The following is a 15605-nucleotide window of genomic DNA, read 5'->3' as shown; positions in this document are numbered from 1 at the left end:
AAGGCGCGAGGCTGTCGCGATAATCCCGCCATGGCCATCCGCGAAATCCTCAAGATGGGCGACCCCCGGCTGCTGCGCATCGCGCAGCCGGTCGCCGCCTTCGACACCGACGAACTGCACCTGCTGGTGCGCGACATGTTCGAAACCATGCATGCGGTCAACGGTGCCGGCCTAGCTGCGCCGCAGATCGGCGTGGACCAGCAGCTCGTGATCTTCGGCACCGATGTCGTGAACCCCCGTTATCCCGATGCGCCGCCGGTGCCGCGCACCGTGCTGCTCAATCCCGTCATCACGCCGCTGGACGACGAGGAAGAAGAGGGCTGGGAAGGGTGCCTGTCGGTGCCGGGCCTGCGCGGCGTGGTGCCGCGCTTTGCCAACATCCGCTATACCGGGTTCGACCCGTACGGCGACCCGATCGACCGGGTCGCCACCGGCTTCCATGCGCGCGTGGTGCAGCATGAAGTCGATCACTTGCTGGGCAAGCTCTACCCGATGCGGGTGCGCGATTTCTCGCGCTTTGGCTACACCGAGGTCCTGTTTCCAGGCCTCGATGCAGCCGACGACGATTGATCGAACCTGATCAGTTGTATTTGCTGCTGAGCGCGAAGCGGCCACCGCCCATGAAGGCGAGAGCCAGCGCCGCGAACAGGAACATGCCTTGCAGTTCCAGCGCCCAGCCGCCTTGCTTGCCGAGCGAGGTCAGGTCCTTCATATGGACCAGCGCGAATGCCACCAGCATGTTGATGACCACGATCCACGCCGCAGGACGCGTGTAGAGGCCGATGATCAGCAGCACGGGCGCCACCACCTCGCCGATGTAGACCAGATAGGCCAGCGCGCCCGGCAGCCCGTGCTGGGCCAGCATGCCGGAGATGAAGCCGACGCCGCCTTGCAGCTTGGCGATGCCGTGCAGCAGGATCAGGACGCCAAGCGAAACGCGCAGGATGAACTTGCCGGTGTCGTCGGATTTGACCATTTGTGTGGATTCCATTGGAGTGGTTGATTGGAGGGCCGTATGGTAGTGAACCTGCGACGCTTCGAGCCAGCTTTTGCGGCGCATATGCATCCAACCCGGAGTTCTTTGGCAGAGTCTGGTGTCGGCCCGTACACTGCCTTTTGCCTACTGTTGAGGAGAACACACCAATGAACAATCGATTCCGCCCGGCCCTGCTCGCAGCCGCCTCTGTCATCGCCTTGGCCGCGGCCGCACCGGCCTTCGCCGGCAAGACGCTCGACGCGGTCAAGCAGCGCGGCACCGTCAAGTGCGGCGTGACCAACGGCGTGGCGGGCTTTTCCGCGCCAGACACGCAGGGCAACTGGTCGGGCCTCGACGTCGACACCTGCCGCGCCATCGCAGCCGCCGTGCTCGGCGACGGCAAGAAGGTCGACTTCGTGCCGCTCAACTCGCAGCAGCGCTTCTCGGCCCTGCAGGCCGGCGAAATCGACATCCTCGCGCGCAACACCACCTGGACGCTCACGCGCGACGCCTCGCTGGGCTTCAACTTCACCACCATCACTTACTACGACGGCCAGGGCTTCCTGGTGCCGAAGAAGCTCAAGGTGACGAGCGCCAAGCAGCTCAAGAACGCGACCATCTGCACGCAGTCGGGCACCACCAACGAGAAGAACGTTTCCGACTACTTCCGTGCCCAGAACATCCCGGTGAAGACGGTCGTCTTCGAAAGCTTCGAAGCCTCGTTCAAGGCCTTCTTCTCGGGTCGCTGCCAGGCCTTCACGACTGACGCCTCGGCGCTGGCCGGCCTGCGCAACAAGGAAGCTCCGAACCCCGATGACTACATCATCCTTCCCGAGCTGATCTCCAAGGAGCCCCTGGCACCGCTGGTGCGCCGCGGCGACGACGAGTGGTTCGCCATTGCCAAGTGGGTGCCCAACGCGCTCATCGAAGCCGAGGAATTCGGCGTTACCCAGGCCAATGCCGACGAGCTCAAGGCCAGCAGCAAGGATCCGGCGCAGCAGCGCCTGGTCGGCACCGGTGAAGACCTCGGCAAGCTGCTGGGCCTGGACAAGGACTGGTCGTTCCGCGCGATCAAGGCCGTGGGTAACTACGGCGAGATGTTCGAGCGCAACGTCGGTCCCAAGTCGGTGCTGAAGCTGCCGCGCGGCTCCAACAACCTCTGGAGCAAGGGCGGTCTGATCTACGCACCCCCGGTTCGATGAACGGCGGGGCCTCGCGCCGCGGGGTCTGGCTGGCGTGGGCCGTCCAGGCACTGCTGGTGCTGGCCGTGGTGGCCGGCGCGGTCTGGGTGGGGCACCATGCGCTCGAGGTGCTTCGCGCGCGTGGGGTTCGCTCGGGCTTTGACTTTCTCACCGAGCCCGCGGGCTTTTCGATCAGCGAAGGTTGGCTCGATTTCGATGCGAGCCAGCCGTTCTGGCGCGCCTTTCTCGCGGGCCTGATCAACACGGTGCGCGCGGCCGTGCCGGCGGCGATCTTCTCGGTCGTGCTCGGCACGCTCATCGGCATCGGACGGCTCGCGCCGCACGTGCTGCTGCGCGGCATCTGCACCGCGTACGTCGAACTGCTGCGCAACGTGCCGCTGCTGGTGCAACTGCTGATGCTGGCCTTTGCCATGGCCAACCTGCTGCCGGACCCGACCGAGCCGGTTCGGCTGCTGCCGGGTGTGTGGCTGAGCAAGGGCGGGCTCAGCGTGCCGTGGCCCATGGTGGGCGAGGGTGGTCTGCATTTCGAGTTTCCCGAGCGCGGTGACTTCGGCGTGAGCGGCGGCGCGGCGCTGAGCCCCGAGTACGTGACCATCGTCGCGGGCCTGAGCTTCTATTCGGCCGCCTTCGTGGCTGAGATCGTGCGCGCGGGCATCCTGTCGGTGTCGCAGGGACAGGTGCTCGCAGGGCAGGCGCTGGGGCTGTCGCCGGTGCAGCAACTGCGCATCGTCGTGCTGCCGCAGGCGCTGCGGGTGATCGTGCCTTCGCTCACCAACCAGCTGTTGAGCCTCACCAAGAATTCGTCGCTGGCGGTGGCGGTGGGCTATCCGGAACTGGTGTCGGTGGCCAACACCACCATCGGCTCGAACGGCCGCGCCTTCGAGTGCATCGCGATCATCATGGCGGTCTACCTGCTGCTGTCGCTGCTGATCTCCTTCGGCATGAATCGCTACAACGCGCGCGTCGCGCTGCGAGGCTGGCAATGAGGAACGTGGCACAAGGCCCCATCGCATGGCGCAGCGAACTCTGGGGTTCGCCGCTGCGCTCGCTTGCCACGGTGCTGCTGCTGGCGCTGCTGGCGTGGGGCGGCTTCCACGTCATTGAATGGGGCATCGTGCATGCGGTGTTCCGGGCCGACGCCGAGGCCTGCCGTGCTGTTCAACATGGCGCCTGCTGGGGCGTGGTGGCCGAGAAATGGCGGCCGATGTTGTTCGGGCGCTTTCCGTATGAGGAGCAGTGGCGGCCTGCGATCGCGGTGGTCGTGCTGTCCGCCGTCACGATGCTCAGTGCGTGGCCGCGCAGCTGGCGCTGGTGGCTGGTGCCGCTCTGGGCCGTCGCATTGCTGCTGTTCGTACTGTTGATGCGCGGCGGCGTGCTCGGCCTGGCCCAGGTGCCGACGAGCCGCTGGGGCGGCCTGCCGCTGACGATCGGGCTGGCGGTGGTGGGGCTGGCGCTGGCCTTTCCGCTGGCCTTGCTGCTGGCGCTGGGGCGCCGCTCGGGCTGGCCCGTGGTGCGCACGCTGAGCGCGAGCTACATCGAGCTGGTGCGCGGCGTGCCGCTGATCTCGGTGCTGTTCATGGCCTCGTTCCTGCTGCCGCTGCTGTGGCCGGCCGGATGGCAGCCCGACGTGCTGGTGCGGGTGCTCGCGGGCCTCGTGCTGTTCGTGGCTGCCTATCTGGCGGAAATCATCCGCGGTGGCCTGCAGGCCGTACCGCGCGGACAGACCGAAGTGGCCATGGCGCTGGGCTTCGGCCGCTGGCCGGTGCAGCGCGACATCGTGCTGCCGCAGGCGCTGCGCCTCGTCGTGCCCGCGCTCACCAACAGCGTGGTCGGCACGTTGAAAGACACCTCGCTCGTCACCGTGGTCGGCCTTTTCGAGCTGACCGGCGCGCTGGGGCTGGCGCTCGGCGGCGATCCGACGTGGCGGCCGTTCTACCTCGAGGGCTATCTCTTCATCGCGGCCGTGTACTGGGTGCTGTGCTTCGGGCTCTCGCGCTACAGCGTGTGGCTCGAAAAACGGCTCTCGGCCGCGCCCTGAGCCGGACGCCGCCGGGCTCCTGTACACTCCGGGCCTTCATGTCGAGCCACAACTCCCACTCCGCATCCAACGCAGCCCTGATGGCTCGCATGATGCCGCCTGCCTCCGCGCAGGCGATGGTTGTTGCTCGAATGATTACCACCATTACCACCGCGGTCACCTGACACGCGCAGGTGGCCGTTCCGGCAGCCACCTGGTGTATCGCTCTCTCCCCGAACGAATGAACCCAGCTCTGGCAGCTGGGTTTTGTTTTTTCGTCTGGAGATGTCCATGTACCGCGATCCCGTTGAATCCCTCGAGCCCCTGCACAGCCGCCCCGCGGCCATTCGTACCCTGCGCGTGGGGATGATCGGCATCGGCACCGTAGGCTCCGGCACCTTCCGCGTGCTGGCGCGTAACCGGGCCGACATCGCGGCGCGGGCGGGCCGTTCGATCGAGCTTGTGATCGTCGCCGCGCGCAACCTGGAGCGGGCCGCCGGCATCGTGGGAGAGCGCGTTCCGCTCACGGCCGACGCGATGCATGTGGCCACGCACCCCGATGTCGACGTGGTGGTGGAAGTGGCAGGCGGTACCGGCCCGGCGCGAGACTGGGTGCTGGCCGCCATTGCGCACGGCAAGCACGTGGTGACGGCCAACAAGGCCCTGCTGGCAGTGCACGGCACCGAGATCTTTGCGGCCGCGCGGGAGAAAGGCGTGGTCGTGGCCTACGAAGGGGCGGTGGCCGTGAGCATCCCCATCATCAAGGCGCTGCGCGAAGGCCTTGCGGCCAACCGCATCGAATGGGTGGCGGGCATCATCAACGGCACCACCAACTTCATCCTGAGCAAGATGCGCGACGAGGGTCTCGACTTCGCCGCCGCGCTCGCGCAAGCACAGGCGCTGGGCTACGCGGAAGCCGACCCGACTTTCGACATCGAAGGCATCGACGCCGCCCACAAACTGACCCTGCTCGCGGCCAACGCTTTCGGCATGCCGCTGCGCTTTGCCGACGCGCAGGTGGAAGGCATCACCGCCCTGCAAGGGCTGGACGTGGCTTGTGCCGAACAGCTCGGCTACCGCATCAAGCTGCTGGGCGTGGCGCGGCGGCAAGCATCTGGCGTTGAACTTCGCGTGCAGCCTGCGCTAGTACCCGCAGACCACCTGATGGCGCATGTGAAGGGGTCGATGAACGCCGTCATGGTCAAGAGCGATGCGGCTGGCCTCACGATGTACTACGGCGCGGGCGCTGGCTCGGAGCAGACAGCTTCGGCCGTGATCGCCGACCTCGTGGACGTGGCGCGGCTCGATGGCGTCGACGCTGCGCAGCACGTGCCGCATCTGGGTGTTCATGCGCATGCGACGAATGCCTTGTCGGTGCTGCCGCGCGCGGCCGTCGATACCTCGCACTACCTGCGCGTGCCGGTGCACGCGGTCGGCCAGATCCAGGCGGTCACCGCCTGTCTTGTCGCGCAGAAGGTGCCCGTGCGGCAGGTCGCGCTGGCGGCCGAATGCTCCGGCACCGGGCCGCAGGTGCTGGTGCTGACCGGGCCTGTAGTGCAGGGCACGCTCGATCTCGCCGTGCATGCGCTCCAGGCGCGGAACGAAGTGGCCGGCCCGGTGGTCACGCTGCGCGTGGAAGCGTTGGAAGGCTGATCAAGCCGCCCGGATCTGCAGCCCCAGCGCGACCGCATCGCGCTGCGGCGCCCGGGTGGCCAGGCTCACCACCACGACCACGGCCGCATTGATCGCCATCGCGATCAGCCCAGCTTCCCACTGCGGCACCGCGGTCGCCCAGAACTTCGCCGCGAACGGCGCCAGCAGCGCGACGAAGCCCGCGACCAGGCCGGCCAGCACGCCGACCGCGCTCGTGCGCTTCCAAAGGAACCCGAGGAACACACCCGGCGCGAGCATGCCGATGGCCGAATAGGCGTCGAGCAGGATCTTCACCAGCGAGCCCTTCTGGCTGATCGACAGCCACACCGCAATCGCCGCGAACACCACCAGCGAGCCGCGCGAGAGGGCCAGCGACCCGCGCTCGCCCAGCCCCGGGCGAAACGGCCGCACCACGTTGCGCGTGAAGATCGAGCCCGCCGTCAGCAGTAGCAACGAGCCCGGCGCCAGCGCCAGCAAAAAGCCCGTGCCAGCCAGCAGCCCGACCGTCCAGGCCGGGTAGCGGTCCGACACGAACTGCAGCAGCGCCGCGTTCAGGTTGCCGCCCGGCGGTTGCGTGTTCGCCAGCAGGGCCGCGAAGCCGAGCAGGATGATGAAGAAGTAGGCCAGCGAATACAGCGGCTGCCAGATCGCGTTGCGCCGGATGGCGGTGGCGCTGTGCGCCGTGTACGACATCTGGAACAGGTGCGGAAAGACCCAGTTGCCCAGCGCGATGTTGATGGCCGAGGTCATGAGCCAGATCGCCGTGGTGGGGGAGGTGGCGTCCAGTCCCGGGAACTTGCCGATGCCTGGGTGCTTGGCTTCCGCCATCGAGAACAGGTCCATCAGCGAGGCCGCGCCAACCTTGCTGGCCACCGTCACGCTCAGCAGCACCACGACGACGACCATGAGGATGTCTTTCACGCCGGCTGCGAAGGCGGCGGAGCGCACACCGGCCGCGAACACGAAGGCAATCATCAGCGCGCCCGCGCCGATGGTTGCGGCTTCGCTCGAGATGCTGTTGCCCAGCGTGAGCTGCACGATCAGCCCGAGGCTGACGAGCTGGATCTGCACATACACGACCAGTGACGCGATGCCCACAACGCCGGTCAGCACGCCGAGCCAGGGCGCGTCGTAGCGCGCAGCGAAGAAGTCCGATTGCGTGAGCAGCCCGCGCAGTCGTCCCGCGCGCCAGATCTTCGGCATCAGCCAGTAGCCGACCGCGTAGCTCATCGAGACGGAACAGAACGCGAGGTACGCGGGAGCTCCCAGCGCCCAGGCGTAGCCCGAGATGCCGAGCACCGCGAAGGTGGTGTAGACCTCGCCCGCATTCATGAACCAGAACACGAGCGTGCCGAGGCTGCGGCCGCCGACGGCCCAGTCCGCAAAGCTCTTGCCGTGGCGCGTACGGCGGCCGTAGGCCATGGCGCCTGCCACGGTGGCGAGCAGGATGGCGAGGACGATTGCGAGTTTCATGCCGCGCCGTCCTTGTCGTTCTTGCCAGCGTCTTCGGCCTTCAGGCTCCTGTCGAGGAAGTCGGCCTCTTCGGCCTCGACGCCGGCCCGGGCGTCGAGCCTGAAGACGATTGCAATCACCACGCTCGTGAGCACGATGCCCGCCATCTGCCAGAACATGGGAAAGGGCATGCCGAAAGGCCTGGCCGCGATGTCGTTCACCGCCGGCGCGAGGCAGGCCTGCCAGACGAAGGGGAAGACCAGCAACCATCGATGGCCGAGGCGGGGTGAATCGCTGCTGCGCGCGGGAGGGGTGTCGACCATCTCTCTGCTCCTGTAAAGTGATACTGCACAAAAACTGGCTGGAGTGTGCAATCGAATTGTCAAAAAGCGCAAGCTGGATTTCAGCCATTGCCCGAAGAAATGCCAATGCACGAATGTGACGCGAGTGCACCATTGACGTGCAGTCACACAGCACATACCATCGCCACCCAATGAAGCCACACTGCACAGATAACGGAGCGACCGGATGATCGGCGAGCGATTGAAAGAGCTGCGGACCGTGCGCGGCCTGTCCTTGCGCGAGCTCGCGGCCCAGGCCGGTGTGTCGGCCACGCTGCTCAGCCAGATCGAGCGCTCGGTCACCGACCCGAGCCTCGAAACCATGCGCCGCCTGGCCGGCGTGTTCGGCGAATCGGTCTCGTCGTTGTTCTCCGAGCCCGCGCCGCCCTCGGTGTGGATCAGCCGTCCGGGCGAACGCTCGCTGCTCACCGCGCCCAAGGGGCAGGTCGGGTACGAGCGCCTGACAGCCGGCAATGGCCAGCTCGAAGTGCTGCGTGCCGTGCTGCAGCCGGGCCAGGTGTCGGCGGACGAACCGCGCGGCCATGCATCGACGGAGTGCGTGTATGTGGTCGCGGGCGCGCTGGTGGCGCAGATCGCGGGCGTCGACTACCCGGTACTGGCGGGCGAGAGCATCTCGTTCGACTCGCGCCTGCCGCATCGCTACCTGAACCAGTCGCAGGCCCCGACCGAAATCATCCTGTCGGTGACGCCGCCCAACCCCTGAGCACCCGAGGCACATGATGAACCCCGACCCCAGTTTCACGCTCCACGACCTGCGCGTCGAAGTCGTAGCGCCGGAAGGCGCCCGCATCTACTGCGGCGCCAAGGTGGGCGACTATTTCGAGCTGCGCGGCGAGATGCTGCATCTGCCCGAGGGGCAGGGCTTCTCGATCTATTCGCTGGGCGCCTTGCTGCCGCTGCTGGCCGCCAAGCAGCGGCCCACCGACGCGAACGACTGGATGAGCACCGACGCCGAGGTGGCCTGCCCTGACCCGAACTGCCCCTCGCGCTTTCGCATCACCCGCATGGGGCTGCGCACTTTTCGCCACGCCGACACCACGGCGGTTGTCCATCCATCGAACGAGTCTTCATGAACCCCTCGCAGTATTCGCACCATCGCATCGAGCTCGCGCCCGGCTATGAAATTTCCCGCCTGCTGAAGGGCGGTTGGCAACTGGCCGGCGGCCACGGCGACGTGGATCACGCAGGTGCCATCGCCGACATGGCGGCCTACTACGACGCCGGCATCACCACCTTCGATTGCGCCGACATCTACACCGGCGTGGAAGAAATGATCGGCGAGTTCCGCGCCGACTACCTGCAGCGCCACGGCCCCGACAGCCTCTCGCAGCTGCGCGTGCACACCAAGTTCGTGCCCGACCTTGCCATCCTGCCGACCATCGACAAGCGCCAGGTCGAGCAGATCATCGATCGCTCGCTGAAGCGCCTGCGCATGGAGCGGCTCGACCTCGTGCAGTTCCACTGGTGGGACTACGGCGTGCCGCGCTATCTCGAGGTTGCGCACTGGCTCCTGGAGTTGCAGCGCGCCGGCAAGATCGACCGCGTGGGCGGCACCAATTTCGACACGGCGCATGTGCGTGAACTGGCCGACGCCGGCGTGCCGCTGTTCAGCATGCAGGTGCAGTACTCGCTGCTCGACCAGCGGCCCTTGCCGCTGATGACGCCGTACTGCGAGCAATCAGGCATGAAACTGCTGTGCTACGGCAGCGTGGCCGGCGGCTTCCTCTCGGAGCGCTGGCTCGGCGTGAGCGATCCGGGCCAGTCGTTCGAGAACCGCTCGCTGGTCAAGTACAAGCTCATCATCGACGACTTCGGCGGCTGGGACCTGTTTCAGCAACTGCTGGTGCAGCTGAAGCAGATCGCGCTGCGGCATGGCGTGTCGATTTCGACCGTGGCGATGCGCTGGGTGCTGCAGCAGCCGTCCGTCGCGGCAGTGATCGTCGGCGTGCGGCGCGGCGACCACCTGGCGGATCACCTGAAGGTGCTTGACTTGCAACTCGACGCGGCCGACCTCGCGTCGCTGGATGCGGTGCTCTCGCAGCGCAGCGCGCCGAGCGGCGACGTCTACGCCGTAGAGCGCGACCTCGAAGGCCGCCATGGCCGGATCATGAAGTACGACCTGAACGACAAACCGCATTGAGTTCGGCGTAGCCGGTGAGCGGATCGTGCGTGCGCGCGAACTGCCAGTCGGGCAGCACGGCGACGAGGATTTCCGCCGTGGTGCGCACTGTGCATCCGGGTGCTGCATGGCCGCCGAAAACTCGGCCCTCGGCATCCGACACGCTGATGTGAAGATGCGAGCCGTCCGGCGAGAGGCTGCCCGCCAGCGTGAGGATTTCCAGGTCACCTTCGATGCGCGCCGCGTTCTCTGCGCCTGCAAACCGGATGCTCGCCCCGCTCAGGCTGCCGATGCCCGAGACCACGAACGCTGCGTCGGCACCGCCTTGCTTCAACGCCGAATCGAGCGACGCGCGCAGGTCGTCGCCCGGGTTCAGCCGCAGCACCAGCGTCTGCATGCGTTCAGGCTCCCGAGAGCGCCCCGTCCACCACCTGCTGCGCCTCTTCGAGGATGCGCGCGAGGTGTTCCTTGCCCTTGAAGCTCTCGCCGTAGATCTTGTAGATGTTCTCCGTGCCCGAGGGCCGCGCGGCGAACCAGCCGTTGTCGGTCACGACCTTCACGCCGCCGATGGCCGCGCCGTTGCCCGGCGCATGGCTCAGCACATTGACGATCTTGTCGCCCGCCAGCTCGGTCGAACGGATCTGTTCCGGCGACAGGCTCGACAGCCGCTTCTTCTGCTCGACAGTGGCAGCCGCATCCACGCGGTCTGACTCCGGCTGGCCCAGCGCCTGCGTCAGCTCGGTGTAGCGCTCGCCCGGGTCACGCCCGGTGCGCGCGGCGATCTCGGCCGAGAGCAGGGCGGGCACCAGGCCGTCCTTGTCCGTGGTCCACACCGAGCCGTCCTTGCGCAGAAAGGTCGCGCCCGCGCTTTCCTCGCCGCCGAAGGCCAGCGAGGCATCGACCAGCCCGTCTACGAACCACTTGAAGCCCACCGGCACCTCGTACAGCCTGCGGCCGAGCCGTGCGGTGACGCGGTCGATCATTTGGCTGCTCACCACCGTCTTGCCGACAGCCGCCTGCGCCGGCCATTGCGGGCGGTGCGTGTAGAGGTAGTCGATCATCACTGCGAGGTAGCTGTTGGGTTGCATCAACCCGGTGCTGCCCGAGACGATGCCGTGGCGGTCGTGGTCGGTGTCGCAGGCGAAGGCGATGCCGAAGCGGTCCTTCAATTCGATCAGCTTGTGCATGGCGTCGGGCGACGACGGGTCCATGCGGATGCGGCCGTCCCAGTCGAGCGACATGAAGCGGAAGGTCGGGTCGACTTCCTGGCTCAGCACGTTCAGGCGCGTGAGCTTGTAGCGCTCGGCAATCGCGGGCCAGTAGCGCACGCCCGCGCCGCCCAGCGGGTCGACACCTAGGTCGAGGTTCACGTCGCGGATCGCGTCCATGTCGAGCACCTGCGCCAGGTCTTCGACGTAAGTGTTCAGATAGTCGTGCCGGTGCGTGGTCGATGCGCGCAGCGCCTGCGCGAGCGGCATGCGCTTCACGCCTTCGAGCTTGTTGGCCAGCATCTTGTTGGCCGCGGCCTCGACGGCCGAGGTGATGTCGGTGCCGGCCGGTCCGCCGTTCGGCGGGTTGTACTTGAAGCCGCCGCTCTCGGGCGGGTTGTGCGAGGGCGTGATGACGATGCCATCGGCCAGCCCGCTTGTGCGTCCACGGTTGTAGACCAGGATGGCGTGCGACACGGCCGGCGTCGGCGTGTATTCGTCGTCCTTCGAGATCATCAGCTCGACGCCGTTGGCCGCGAGCACTTCCACCGCGCTGCTGAAGGCCGGCGTGGACAGCGCATGCGTGTCGATGCCGAGGAAGAGCGGACCGTCGATGCCTTTCTGCTTGCGGTAGTCGCAGATGGCCTGGCTGATTGCCAGCACGTGCCATTCGTTGAATGCATCGTCGAAGGAGGAGCCGCGATGCCCCGAGGTGCCGAAGGCCACGCGTTGGCTCGGCACCGACGGGTCTGGCCGGCCGGTGTAGTAAGCCGAGATCAGGCGCGGCACGTTGACCAGCAGTTCGAGAGGGGCGGGCTTTCCCGCGAGAGGGTTGGTTGCTTGGCTCATGTCGATGGAAAGTCAAAGTTGATCAGGTCGCCGATGCGTTCGACGGTGATGTCGGCAGGGGCGTAGGCGGCAATGGCCTGCTCATCAAGTGCATAGTGCCCTTGCCGCACGAAGACCGTCGTCAGACGAGGCCCCCAGATGGCCTTCATGGCCGAAAGAATGCGCAGCTTGTCGTCCACCATCACGTAATGCTGGGCAGGGTGGCACTGCTCGATGGTGTCGAGCATCTGTTCCTTGTGCACGTAGATCAGCACGCGGCCCTCGGTGGCCTCCCACAGGCCCGAGCGCTGCACCTTGCGCGGCTGGAACACCACGTCGCCATCGGACAGGATCACCGTGGGCCCGTGCCGGCGCAGATGCTTCAGTGCTTCCAGCGCGCCGGGGTAGAGCCGTTCGGCAAAGGGGTAGTCGATGAGAAAGCTCGACATCAGCAGCAGCCGCGAATCGCTCATGCCGCGGCGGCTCTCTTCGGCGCGGTAGCGCTGCAGGGCGCCGAGGTAGTCGACGTAGCCGAGCTCGCTGCGCAATTGCTCGAAGGCCACCCAGTAGCGGCCGGCGCTTTCGGCGCCGAAGGCCTGTTCGAGATGGGCGCGAAGATCGGCCACGACGCGGTCGTTGTCGAGCAGGGTGTTGTCGACGTCGATCAGGAAAACGGTGGCGGGAGGAGGTGTCATGGGTGTGCGGCCAAAGTGCCTGAACTGGGGGCCCGAACTGCGCGTGTCGCGGCCAGCATACGCCTTGAATGGCCCTGAATGCGACGCCAGACAGCCGCCGCGTGAATTGGTCGCCACTTTGCGGACCATCGACTTAATCCATGCCACCGGGCTGTCCCCGGAGTCGAATAAGCTTCCGCCCAGATTGAAGAAGAAGGAGCAAGACAGATGCGCATCACGAACGGTCGACTCCGGGCCGGCTTGCCGGCTGTGGCCCTGGGCCTCTTGCTGGCTGGCTGCCAGACACCTCCGGCCGACCGGCCCCTGACATCGGAAGTGCCTGAACCCCCGAGCTTCGTCACGCCGCCGGAAACCTGCCAGGCCACGGCCGTGCGCTTCGGCCTGGGGTTGCGCATCAGCCAGCAACTGCTGGAAGAAATGCGCCAGCGCTCCGGCGCCCGCGTGGCACGCACCGTGCTGGCCACCGAAGCCGCCGACCCGGCGCAAGACATGACGCGGCTCAACGTGCAGGTCGAGCCCACCGGGCGCGTGGTAGGTGCCTATTGCGGCTAGCCACACTGTATGCACGAGTGTTGTTCGTACACCTCGTCTGTAACAAAATCTCACTGCAAGGTGTGGAACGGCCCGGATTGGGAGAACAATAGCCCGCGACTTTCGGAGCCCCAGTCTTTTGTCGAACCAGCAACCCACAGTCTCCTTGCCGTCGTACTACGACGGGTCGGCACGTCTTCCGCCGGATGAAGTGCTGCGCCCGTTGATGGCCGACTGGGCCCGCGCCGGCAAACGCCTGGCTGCCGTCTGCTACATCGACGTCGACCGCTTTGCCGAGCTGAACGATCACCTCGGCATGGTCGCGGGCAACGCCGCCCTCGAAGAGGTGGCCCGCCGCATCAAGGCCCAGCTGCCGCGCGAGAGCGTGATGGCCCGCGTGGGCGGCGACGAATTCGCAGCCCTGTTCGCTGGCATCGGAACCTCGCAGTGCACCCAGGTGCTCGAGCGCATCCAGGCCTCGCTCGGCGAGCCCTGGAGCTGGCGCGACCAGACAGCCAGCATCGACGCGAGCATCGGCGCCATGCTGCTCGACAGCAACGGCCCGCCACCAGAGACAGCCCTGCGCCAGGCGCAGCACGCGGCCTTCTTTGCCAAGCGCGCGGCCGACGGCAAGGTGCATTACTTCGACGCGCCCCAGGCGCGCGCCGACGAGCAGGTGGTGCGCGAGCGCCAGCGCATCCAGGAAGGCCTGCTGCAGGGCGAGTTCTTCCTAGTCTACCAGCCCAAGGTCGACATGCGGCGCGGCGTGGTGGCCGGTGTCGAGGCGCTGATCCGCTGGCAGCACCCCGAGCGCGGCCTGCTGCCGCCGGCGCAGTTCGTGCCGCTGATCGAAGACGACCAACTGGTCGAGCAGGTGGGCGACTGGGCCATTGCCACGGCCCTGTGGCAGGCGCATCAGTGGCGCCTGGCGGGCCTGCAGATTTCGGTGAGCGTGAACGTGGCGCCACGCCACATGATGCGCTGGGACTTCGTCGAACGGCTTGCGCGGCACCTGGCGCAGTTTCCGAAGATGGGCGTGGGCATGCTCGAGCTCGAAATCCTCGAGACCACGGCGATCAGCCAGTTTGCGAACGTCGCGTTGTTCGTCGAGGCCTGCAAGATGCTGGGCGTGGGCGTCACCATCGACGACTTCGGCACCGGGTATTCGTCGCTCACCTACCTGCGGCAATTGCCGGTGTCGACCGTGAAGATCGACCAGTCCTTCGTGCGCGGCATGCTCGACAACGACCAGGACCGCGCCATCGTGCAGGGCATCGTCGCGCTGCTCCACGCGCTCGGCCTCACGGCCGTGGCCGAGGGGGTTGAAACGGTGAAGCAGGGCGAAGCGCTGCTTGCGCTGGGCTGCACGCTGGGCCAGGGCTACGGCATCGCGATGCCGATGGCGGCCAAGGACGTCGTGCAATGGGTGGCGCAGTATGAGCAGGCTCCCCTGTGGGGCGCCGATACGGCGGCGCTGCCTGCCACCTCGTCCGTTTAGTCGCGTTCAGTCAGACAGGGCTTCCCCGGCGTCGCGGACCATGCCGCGGCGGCTGTGCTTGACGGCGTACATGGCGGCATCTGCCTGCCGCAGGGCTTCCTCGGCAGAGGTGGTGCGCGGGTCGACCGCCACTACGCCGACGCTGGCGCCTGCGTAGTCGATCGTCATGCGCTTCAGCCGCAGCTCGCCGATGGTGTTTTCTGCCAGGCGGTCGGCCAGCGCCCGCGCCCCGGTGCGCGGCGATTCGCCCAGCGCGGGCCCCAGGCCGATCACCACGAACTCGTCGGAGCCGAAGCGCGCCAGCATGTCGCTTGCGCGCACCGAGTTCGCGAGCTGTTTTGCCATGGCCGCGAGGAATTCGTCGCCGATAGCGTGGCCGTGCGCGTCGTTGATCTTCTTGAAGTCGTCCAGGTCGACGAAACCGACCAGCACGCTCTGGCCGCTGCGCGCACCTTGCGCCAGCATGCGCTGCAGCGCGTCGACGAGCACGCGGCGGTTGGGCAGGCCGGTGAGGGCGTCGATGGCGGCGTGCGTGGCGAGTTCGGCATTGGCCTTCCTGAGCTTCTCGACCAGCAGTTCGCGCTCCACCTGCTGCCCGATCAGCCGCGCGAACAGCCGCAGCACTGGCTCCGCTTGTGGCGGCAAGGGCATTTGCTGTGCGCTGGCGGCGCACAGGGCGCCGAAGAGCTCGCCGCTGTCGGTTTTTACCGGGGCACTCACGCAGGTCTGGATGCCGAGCTCGCGGGCGGCATCGGCGTCGCCCCAGCAGCCGCCGGCGTCGTCGGTGTAGGTGCGGTCTTCTTCGAGGGCGTGCCGGCAGAGCGTGTTGGCCCAGGGCACGAAGGCTCCCTCGGGAATGGTCAGCAGCTCGCCGGTGTTGTGGGCGAAGAGGATGTGCTGGCGGCCCTTGTCCGGGTCGACGCTCACGAGGTAGGCCGACTCCAGCCCCGTGGCCGCCTCGAGCATTTCGAGCATCGGGCGGGCGAGGTCTTCCAGCGTCTTGGCGGAGGAGACGCAGTCGGATAGCTGTTCGATCAGGGATTCCATGGCCGACATTCTGAGGG

Annotated in this window: 17 protein-coding genes; 10 read left to right on the top strand and 7 right to left on the bottom strand. The window is 67.0% G+C overall.

Annotation, left to right across the window (positions count from 1 at the left end; all coding sequences use genetic code 11):
* Nucleotides 1–30: 30 nt before the first annotated feature.
* Nucleotides 31–570, top strand: a complete 540-nt coding sequence (gene def, locus AC07O3_RS08760) for a peptide deformylase (protein ID WP_056590568.1) — start codon at nt 31–33, stop codon at nt 568–570.
* A gap of 10 nt (nt 571–580) precedes the next feature.
* On the opposite strand, the gene AC07O3_RS08755 is transcribed toward def, so the two are convergent.
* Nucleotides 581–976, bottom strand: a complete 396-nt coding sequence (locus tag AC07O3_RS08755; protein WP_093073981.1) for a DoxX family protein — start codon at nt 974–976, stop codon at nt 581–583.
* 167 nt (nt 977–1143) lie between these two features.
* On the opposite strand from AC07O3_RS08755, the gene AC07O3_RS08750 reads away from it, so the two are divergent.
* From AC07O3_RS08750 to AC07O3_RS08735, 4 genes are all read left to right on the top strand, one after another.
* Nucleotides 1144–2178, top strand: coding sequence for an amino acid ABC transporter substrate-binding protein (locus AC07O3_RS08750; protein ID WP_093056929.1), 1035 nt, complete (start codon nt 1144–1146; stop codon nt 2176–2178).
* Complete coding sequence (locus AC07O3_RS08745) at nt 2175–3164, top strand: amino acid ABC transporter permease (RefSeq protein WP_097199173.1); 990 nt, start codon at nt 2175–2177, stop codon at nt 3162–3164. Before AC07O3_RS08750 ends, AC07O3_RS08745 begins: the two co-directional genes overlap by 4 nt.
* Nucleotides 3161–4216, top strand: coding sequence for an amino acid ABC transporter permease (locus AC07O3_RS08740; RefSeq protein WP_097199174.1), 1056 nt, complete (start codon nt 3161–3163; stop codon nt 4214–4216). The genes AC07O3_RS08745 and AC07O3_RS08740 overlap by 4 nt, the downstream gene beginning before the upstream one ends.
* Nucleotides 4217–4486: 270 nt before the next feature.
* Nucleotides 4487–5848 carry a homoserine dehydrogenase gene (locus AC07O3_RS08735; RefSeq protein WP_495339103.1) on the top strand — a complete coding sequence of 454 codons (1362 nt, stop codon included), beginning with the start codon at nt 4487–4489 and terminating at the stop codon, nt 5846–5848.
* Here the strand turns inward: AC07O3_RS08735 and AC07O3_RS08730 are convergent, their stop codons facing one another.
* Nucleotides 5849–7321 carry a sodium:solute symporter family protein gene (locus AC07O3_RS08730; RefSeq protein WP_097199176.1) on the bottom strand — a complete coding sequence of 491 codons (1473 nt, stop codon included), beginning with the start codon at nt 7319–7321 and terminating at the stop codon, nt 5849–5851.
* Entirely contained in the window at nt 7318–7623 is a 306-nt protein-coding gene (locus AC07O3_RS08725) for a DUF3311 domain-containing protein (RefSeq protein ID WP_258354560.1), read from the bottom strand. The genes AC07O3_RS08730 and AC07O3_RS08725 overlap by 4 nt, the downstream gene beginning before the upstream one ends.
* Nucleotides 7624–7828: 205 nt before the next feature.
* Here AC07O3_RS08725 and AC07O3_RS08720 point away from each other — a divergent pair, with 205 nt between their 5' ends.
* Genes AC07O3_RS08720 through AC07O3_RS08710 form a run of 3 tightly spaced genes read left to right on the top strand, consistent with a single transcriptional unit; the run spans nt 7829 to nt 9802 of the window.
* Nucleotides 7829–8365 carry a cupin domain-containing protein gene (locus AC07O3_RS08720; protein WP_093056923.1) on the top strand — a complete coding sequence of 179 codons (537 nt, stop codon included), beginning with the start codon at nt 7829–7831 and terminating at the stop codon, nt 8363–8365.
* 16 nt (nt 8366–8381) lie between these two features.
* Nucleotides 8382–8735: a TIGR04076 family protein gene (locus tag AC07O3_RS08715; protein ID WP_256216629.1), complete on the top strand. Its 354-nt coding sequence runs from the start codon at nt 8382–8384 to the stop codon at nt 8733–8735.
* A complete protein-coding gene (locus tag AC07O3_RS08710) occupies nt 8732–9802 on the top strand; it encodes an aldo/keto reductase (protein WP_495339102.1) in 1071 nt (356 codons plus the stop codon). The genes AC07O3_RS08715 and AC07O3_RS08710 overlap by 4 nt, the downstream gene beginning before the upstream one ends.
* Here the strand turns inward: AC07O3_RS08710 and AC07O3_RS08705 are convergent.
* Genes AC07O3_RS08705 through AC07O3_RS08695 form a run of 3 tightly spaced genes read right to left on the bottom strand, consistent with a single transcriptional unit; the run spans nt 9768 to nt 12512 of the window.
* Nucleotides 9768–10178: a PPC domain-containing DNA-binding protein gene (locus AC07O3_RS08705; RefSeq protein WP_093173353.1), complete on the bottom strand. Its 411-nt coding sequence runs from the start codon at nt 10176–10178 to the stop codon at nt 9768–9770. The genes AC07O3_RS08710 and AC07O3_RS08705 overlap by 35 nt on opposite strands.
* Before the next feature lie 4 nt (nt 10179–10182).
* Nucleotides 10183–11838, bottom strand: a complete 1656-nt coding sequence (gene pgm, locus AC07O3_RS08700) for a phosphoglucomutase (alpha-D-glucose-1,6-bisphosphate-dependent) (protein WP_495339101.1) — start codon at nt 11836–11838, stop codon at nt 10183–10185.
* On the bottom strand, nt 11835–12512 hold the full coding sequence (locus AC07O3_RS08695) for an HAD family hydrolase (protein ID WP_093074001.1): 678 nt from the start codon (nt 12510–12512) through the stop codon (nt 11835–11837). The genes pgm and AC07O3_RS08695 overlap by 4 nt, the downstream gene beginning before the upstream one ends.
* Before the next feature lie 207 nt (nt 12513–12719).
* Between AC07O3_RS08695 and AC07O3_RS08690 the strand changes: the two genes are divergently transcribed.
* Together AC07O3_RS08690 and AC07O3_RS08685 are read left to right on the top strand one after the other, a co-directional pair.
* On the top strand, nt 12720–13064 hold the full coding sequence (locus AC07O3_RS08690) for a hypothetical protein (protein WP_093173357.1): 345 nt from the start codon (nt 12720–12722) through the stop codon (nt 13062–13064).
* 118 nt (nt 13065–13182) lie between these two features.
* Complete coding sequence (locus AC07O3_RS08685) at nt 13183–14541, top strand: putative bifunctional diguanylate cyclase/phosphodiesterase (protein WP_093074005.1); 1359 nt, start codon at nt 13183–13185, stop codon at nt 14539–14541.
* Between the two features lie 6 nt (nt 14542–14547).
* Here the strand turns inward: AC07O3_RS08685 and AC07O3_RS08680 are convergent, their stop codons facing one another.
* Complete coding sequence (locus tag AC07O3_RS08680; protein ID WP_440531623.1) at nt 14548–15588, bottom strand: sensor domain-containing diguanylate cyclase; 1041 nt, start codon at nt 15586–15588, stop codon at nt 14548–14550.
* Nucleotides 15589–15605 lie beyond the last annotated feature (17 nt).

It is taken from the genome of Variovorax sp. GW821-FHT09D05, assembly GCF_059416325.1.
This window is presented reverse-complemented; position numbering and strand designations above follow the sequence as displayed.

Excerpts from the sequence above, each read along its gene's own strand:
- def (WP_056590568.1), top strand. The coding sequence starts at position 31 with ATGGCCATCCGCGAAATCCTCAAGATGGGCGACCCCCGGCTGCTGCGC.
- AC07O3_RS08755 (WP_093073981.1), bottom strand. The coding sequence starts at position 976 with ATGGTCAAATCCGACGACACCGGCAAGTTCATCCTGCGCGTTTCGCTT.
- AC07O3_RS08750 (WP_093056929.1), top strand. The coding sequence starts at position 1,144 with ATGAACAATCGATTCCGCCCGGCCCTGCTCGCAGCCGCCTCTGTCATC.
- AC07O3_RS08745 (WP_097199173.1), top strand. The coding sequence starts at position 2,175 with ATGAACGGCGGGGCCTCGCGCCGCGGGGTCTGGCTGGCGTGGGCCGTC.
- AC07O3_RS08740 (WP_097199174.1), top strand. The coding sequence starts at position 3,161 with ATGAGGAACGTGGCACAAGGCCCCATCGCATGGCGCAGCGAACTCTGG.
- AC07O3_RS08735 (WP_495339103.1), top strand. The coding sequence starts at position 4,487 with ATGTACCGCGATCCCGTTGAATCCCTCGAGCCCCTGCACAGCCGCCCC.
- AC07O3_RS08730 (WP_097199176.1), bottom strand. The coding sequence starts at position 7,321 with ATGAAACTCGCAATCGTCCTCGCCATCCTGCTCGCCACCGTGGCAGGC.
- AC07O3_RS08725 (WP_258354560.1), bottom strand. The coding sequence starts at position 7,623 with ATGGTCGACACCCCTCCCGCGCGCAGCAGCGATTCACCCCGCCTCGGC.
- AC07O3_RS08720 (WP_093056923.1), top strand. The coding sequence starts at position 7,829 with ATGATCGGCGAGCGATTGAAAGAGCTGCGGACCGTGCGCGGCCTGTCC.
- AC07O3_RS08715 (WP_256216629.1), top strand. The coding sequence starts at position 8,382 with ATGAACCCCGACCCCAGTTTCACGCTCCACGACCTGCGCGTCGAAGTC.
- AC07O3_RS08710 (WP_495339102.1), top strand. The coding sequence starts at position 8,732 with ATGAACCCCTCGCAGTATTCGCACCATCGCATCGAGCTCGCGCCCGGC.
- AC07O3_RS08705 (WP_093173353.1), bottom strand. The coding sequence starts at position 10,178 with ATGCAGACGCTGGTGCTGCGGCTGAACCCGGGCGACGACCTGCGCGCG.
- pgm (WP_495339101.1), bottom strand. The coding sequence starts at position 11,838 with ATGAGCCAAGCAACCAACCCTCTCGCGGGAAAGCCCGCCCCTCTCGAA.
- AC07O3_RS08695 (WP_093074001.1), bottom strand. The coding sequence starts at position 12,512 with ATGACACCTCCTCCCGCCACCGTTTTCCTGATCGACGTCGACAACACC.
- AC07O3_RS08690 (WP_093173357.1), top strand. The coding sequence starts at position 12,720 with ATGCGCATCACGAACGGTCGACTCCGGGCCGGCTTGCCGGCTGTGGCC.
- AC07O3_RS08680 (WP_440531623.1), bottom strand. The coding sequence starts at position 15,588 with ATGGAATCCCTGATCGAACAGCTATCCGACTGCGTCTCCTCCGCCAAG.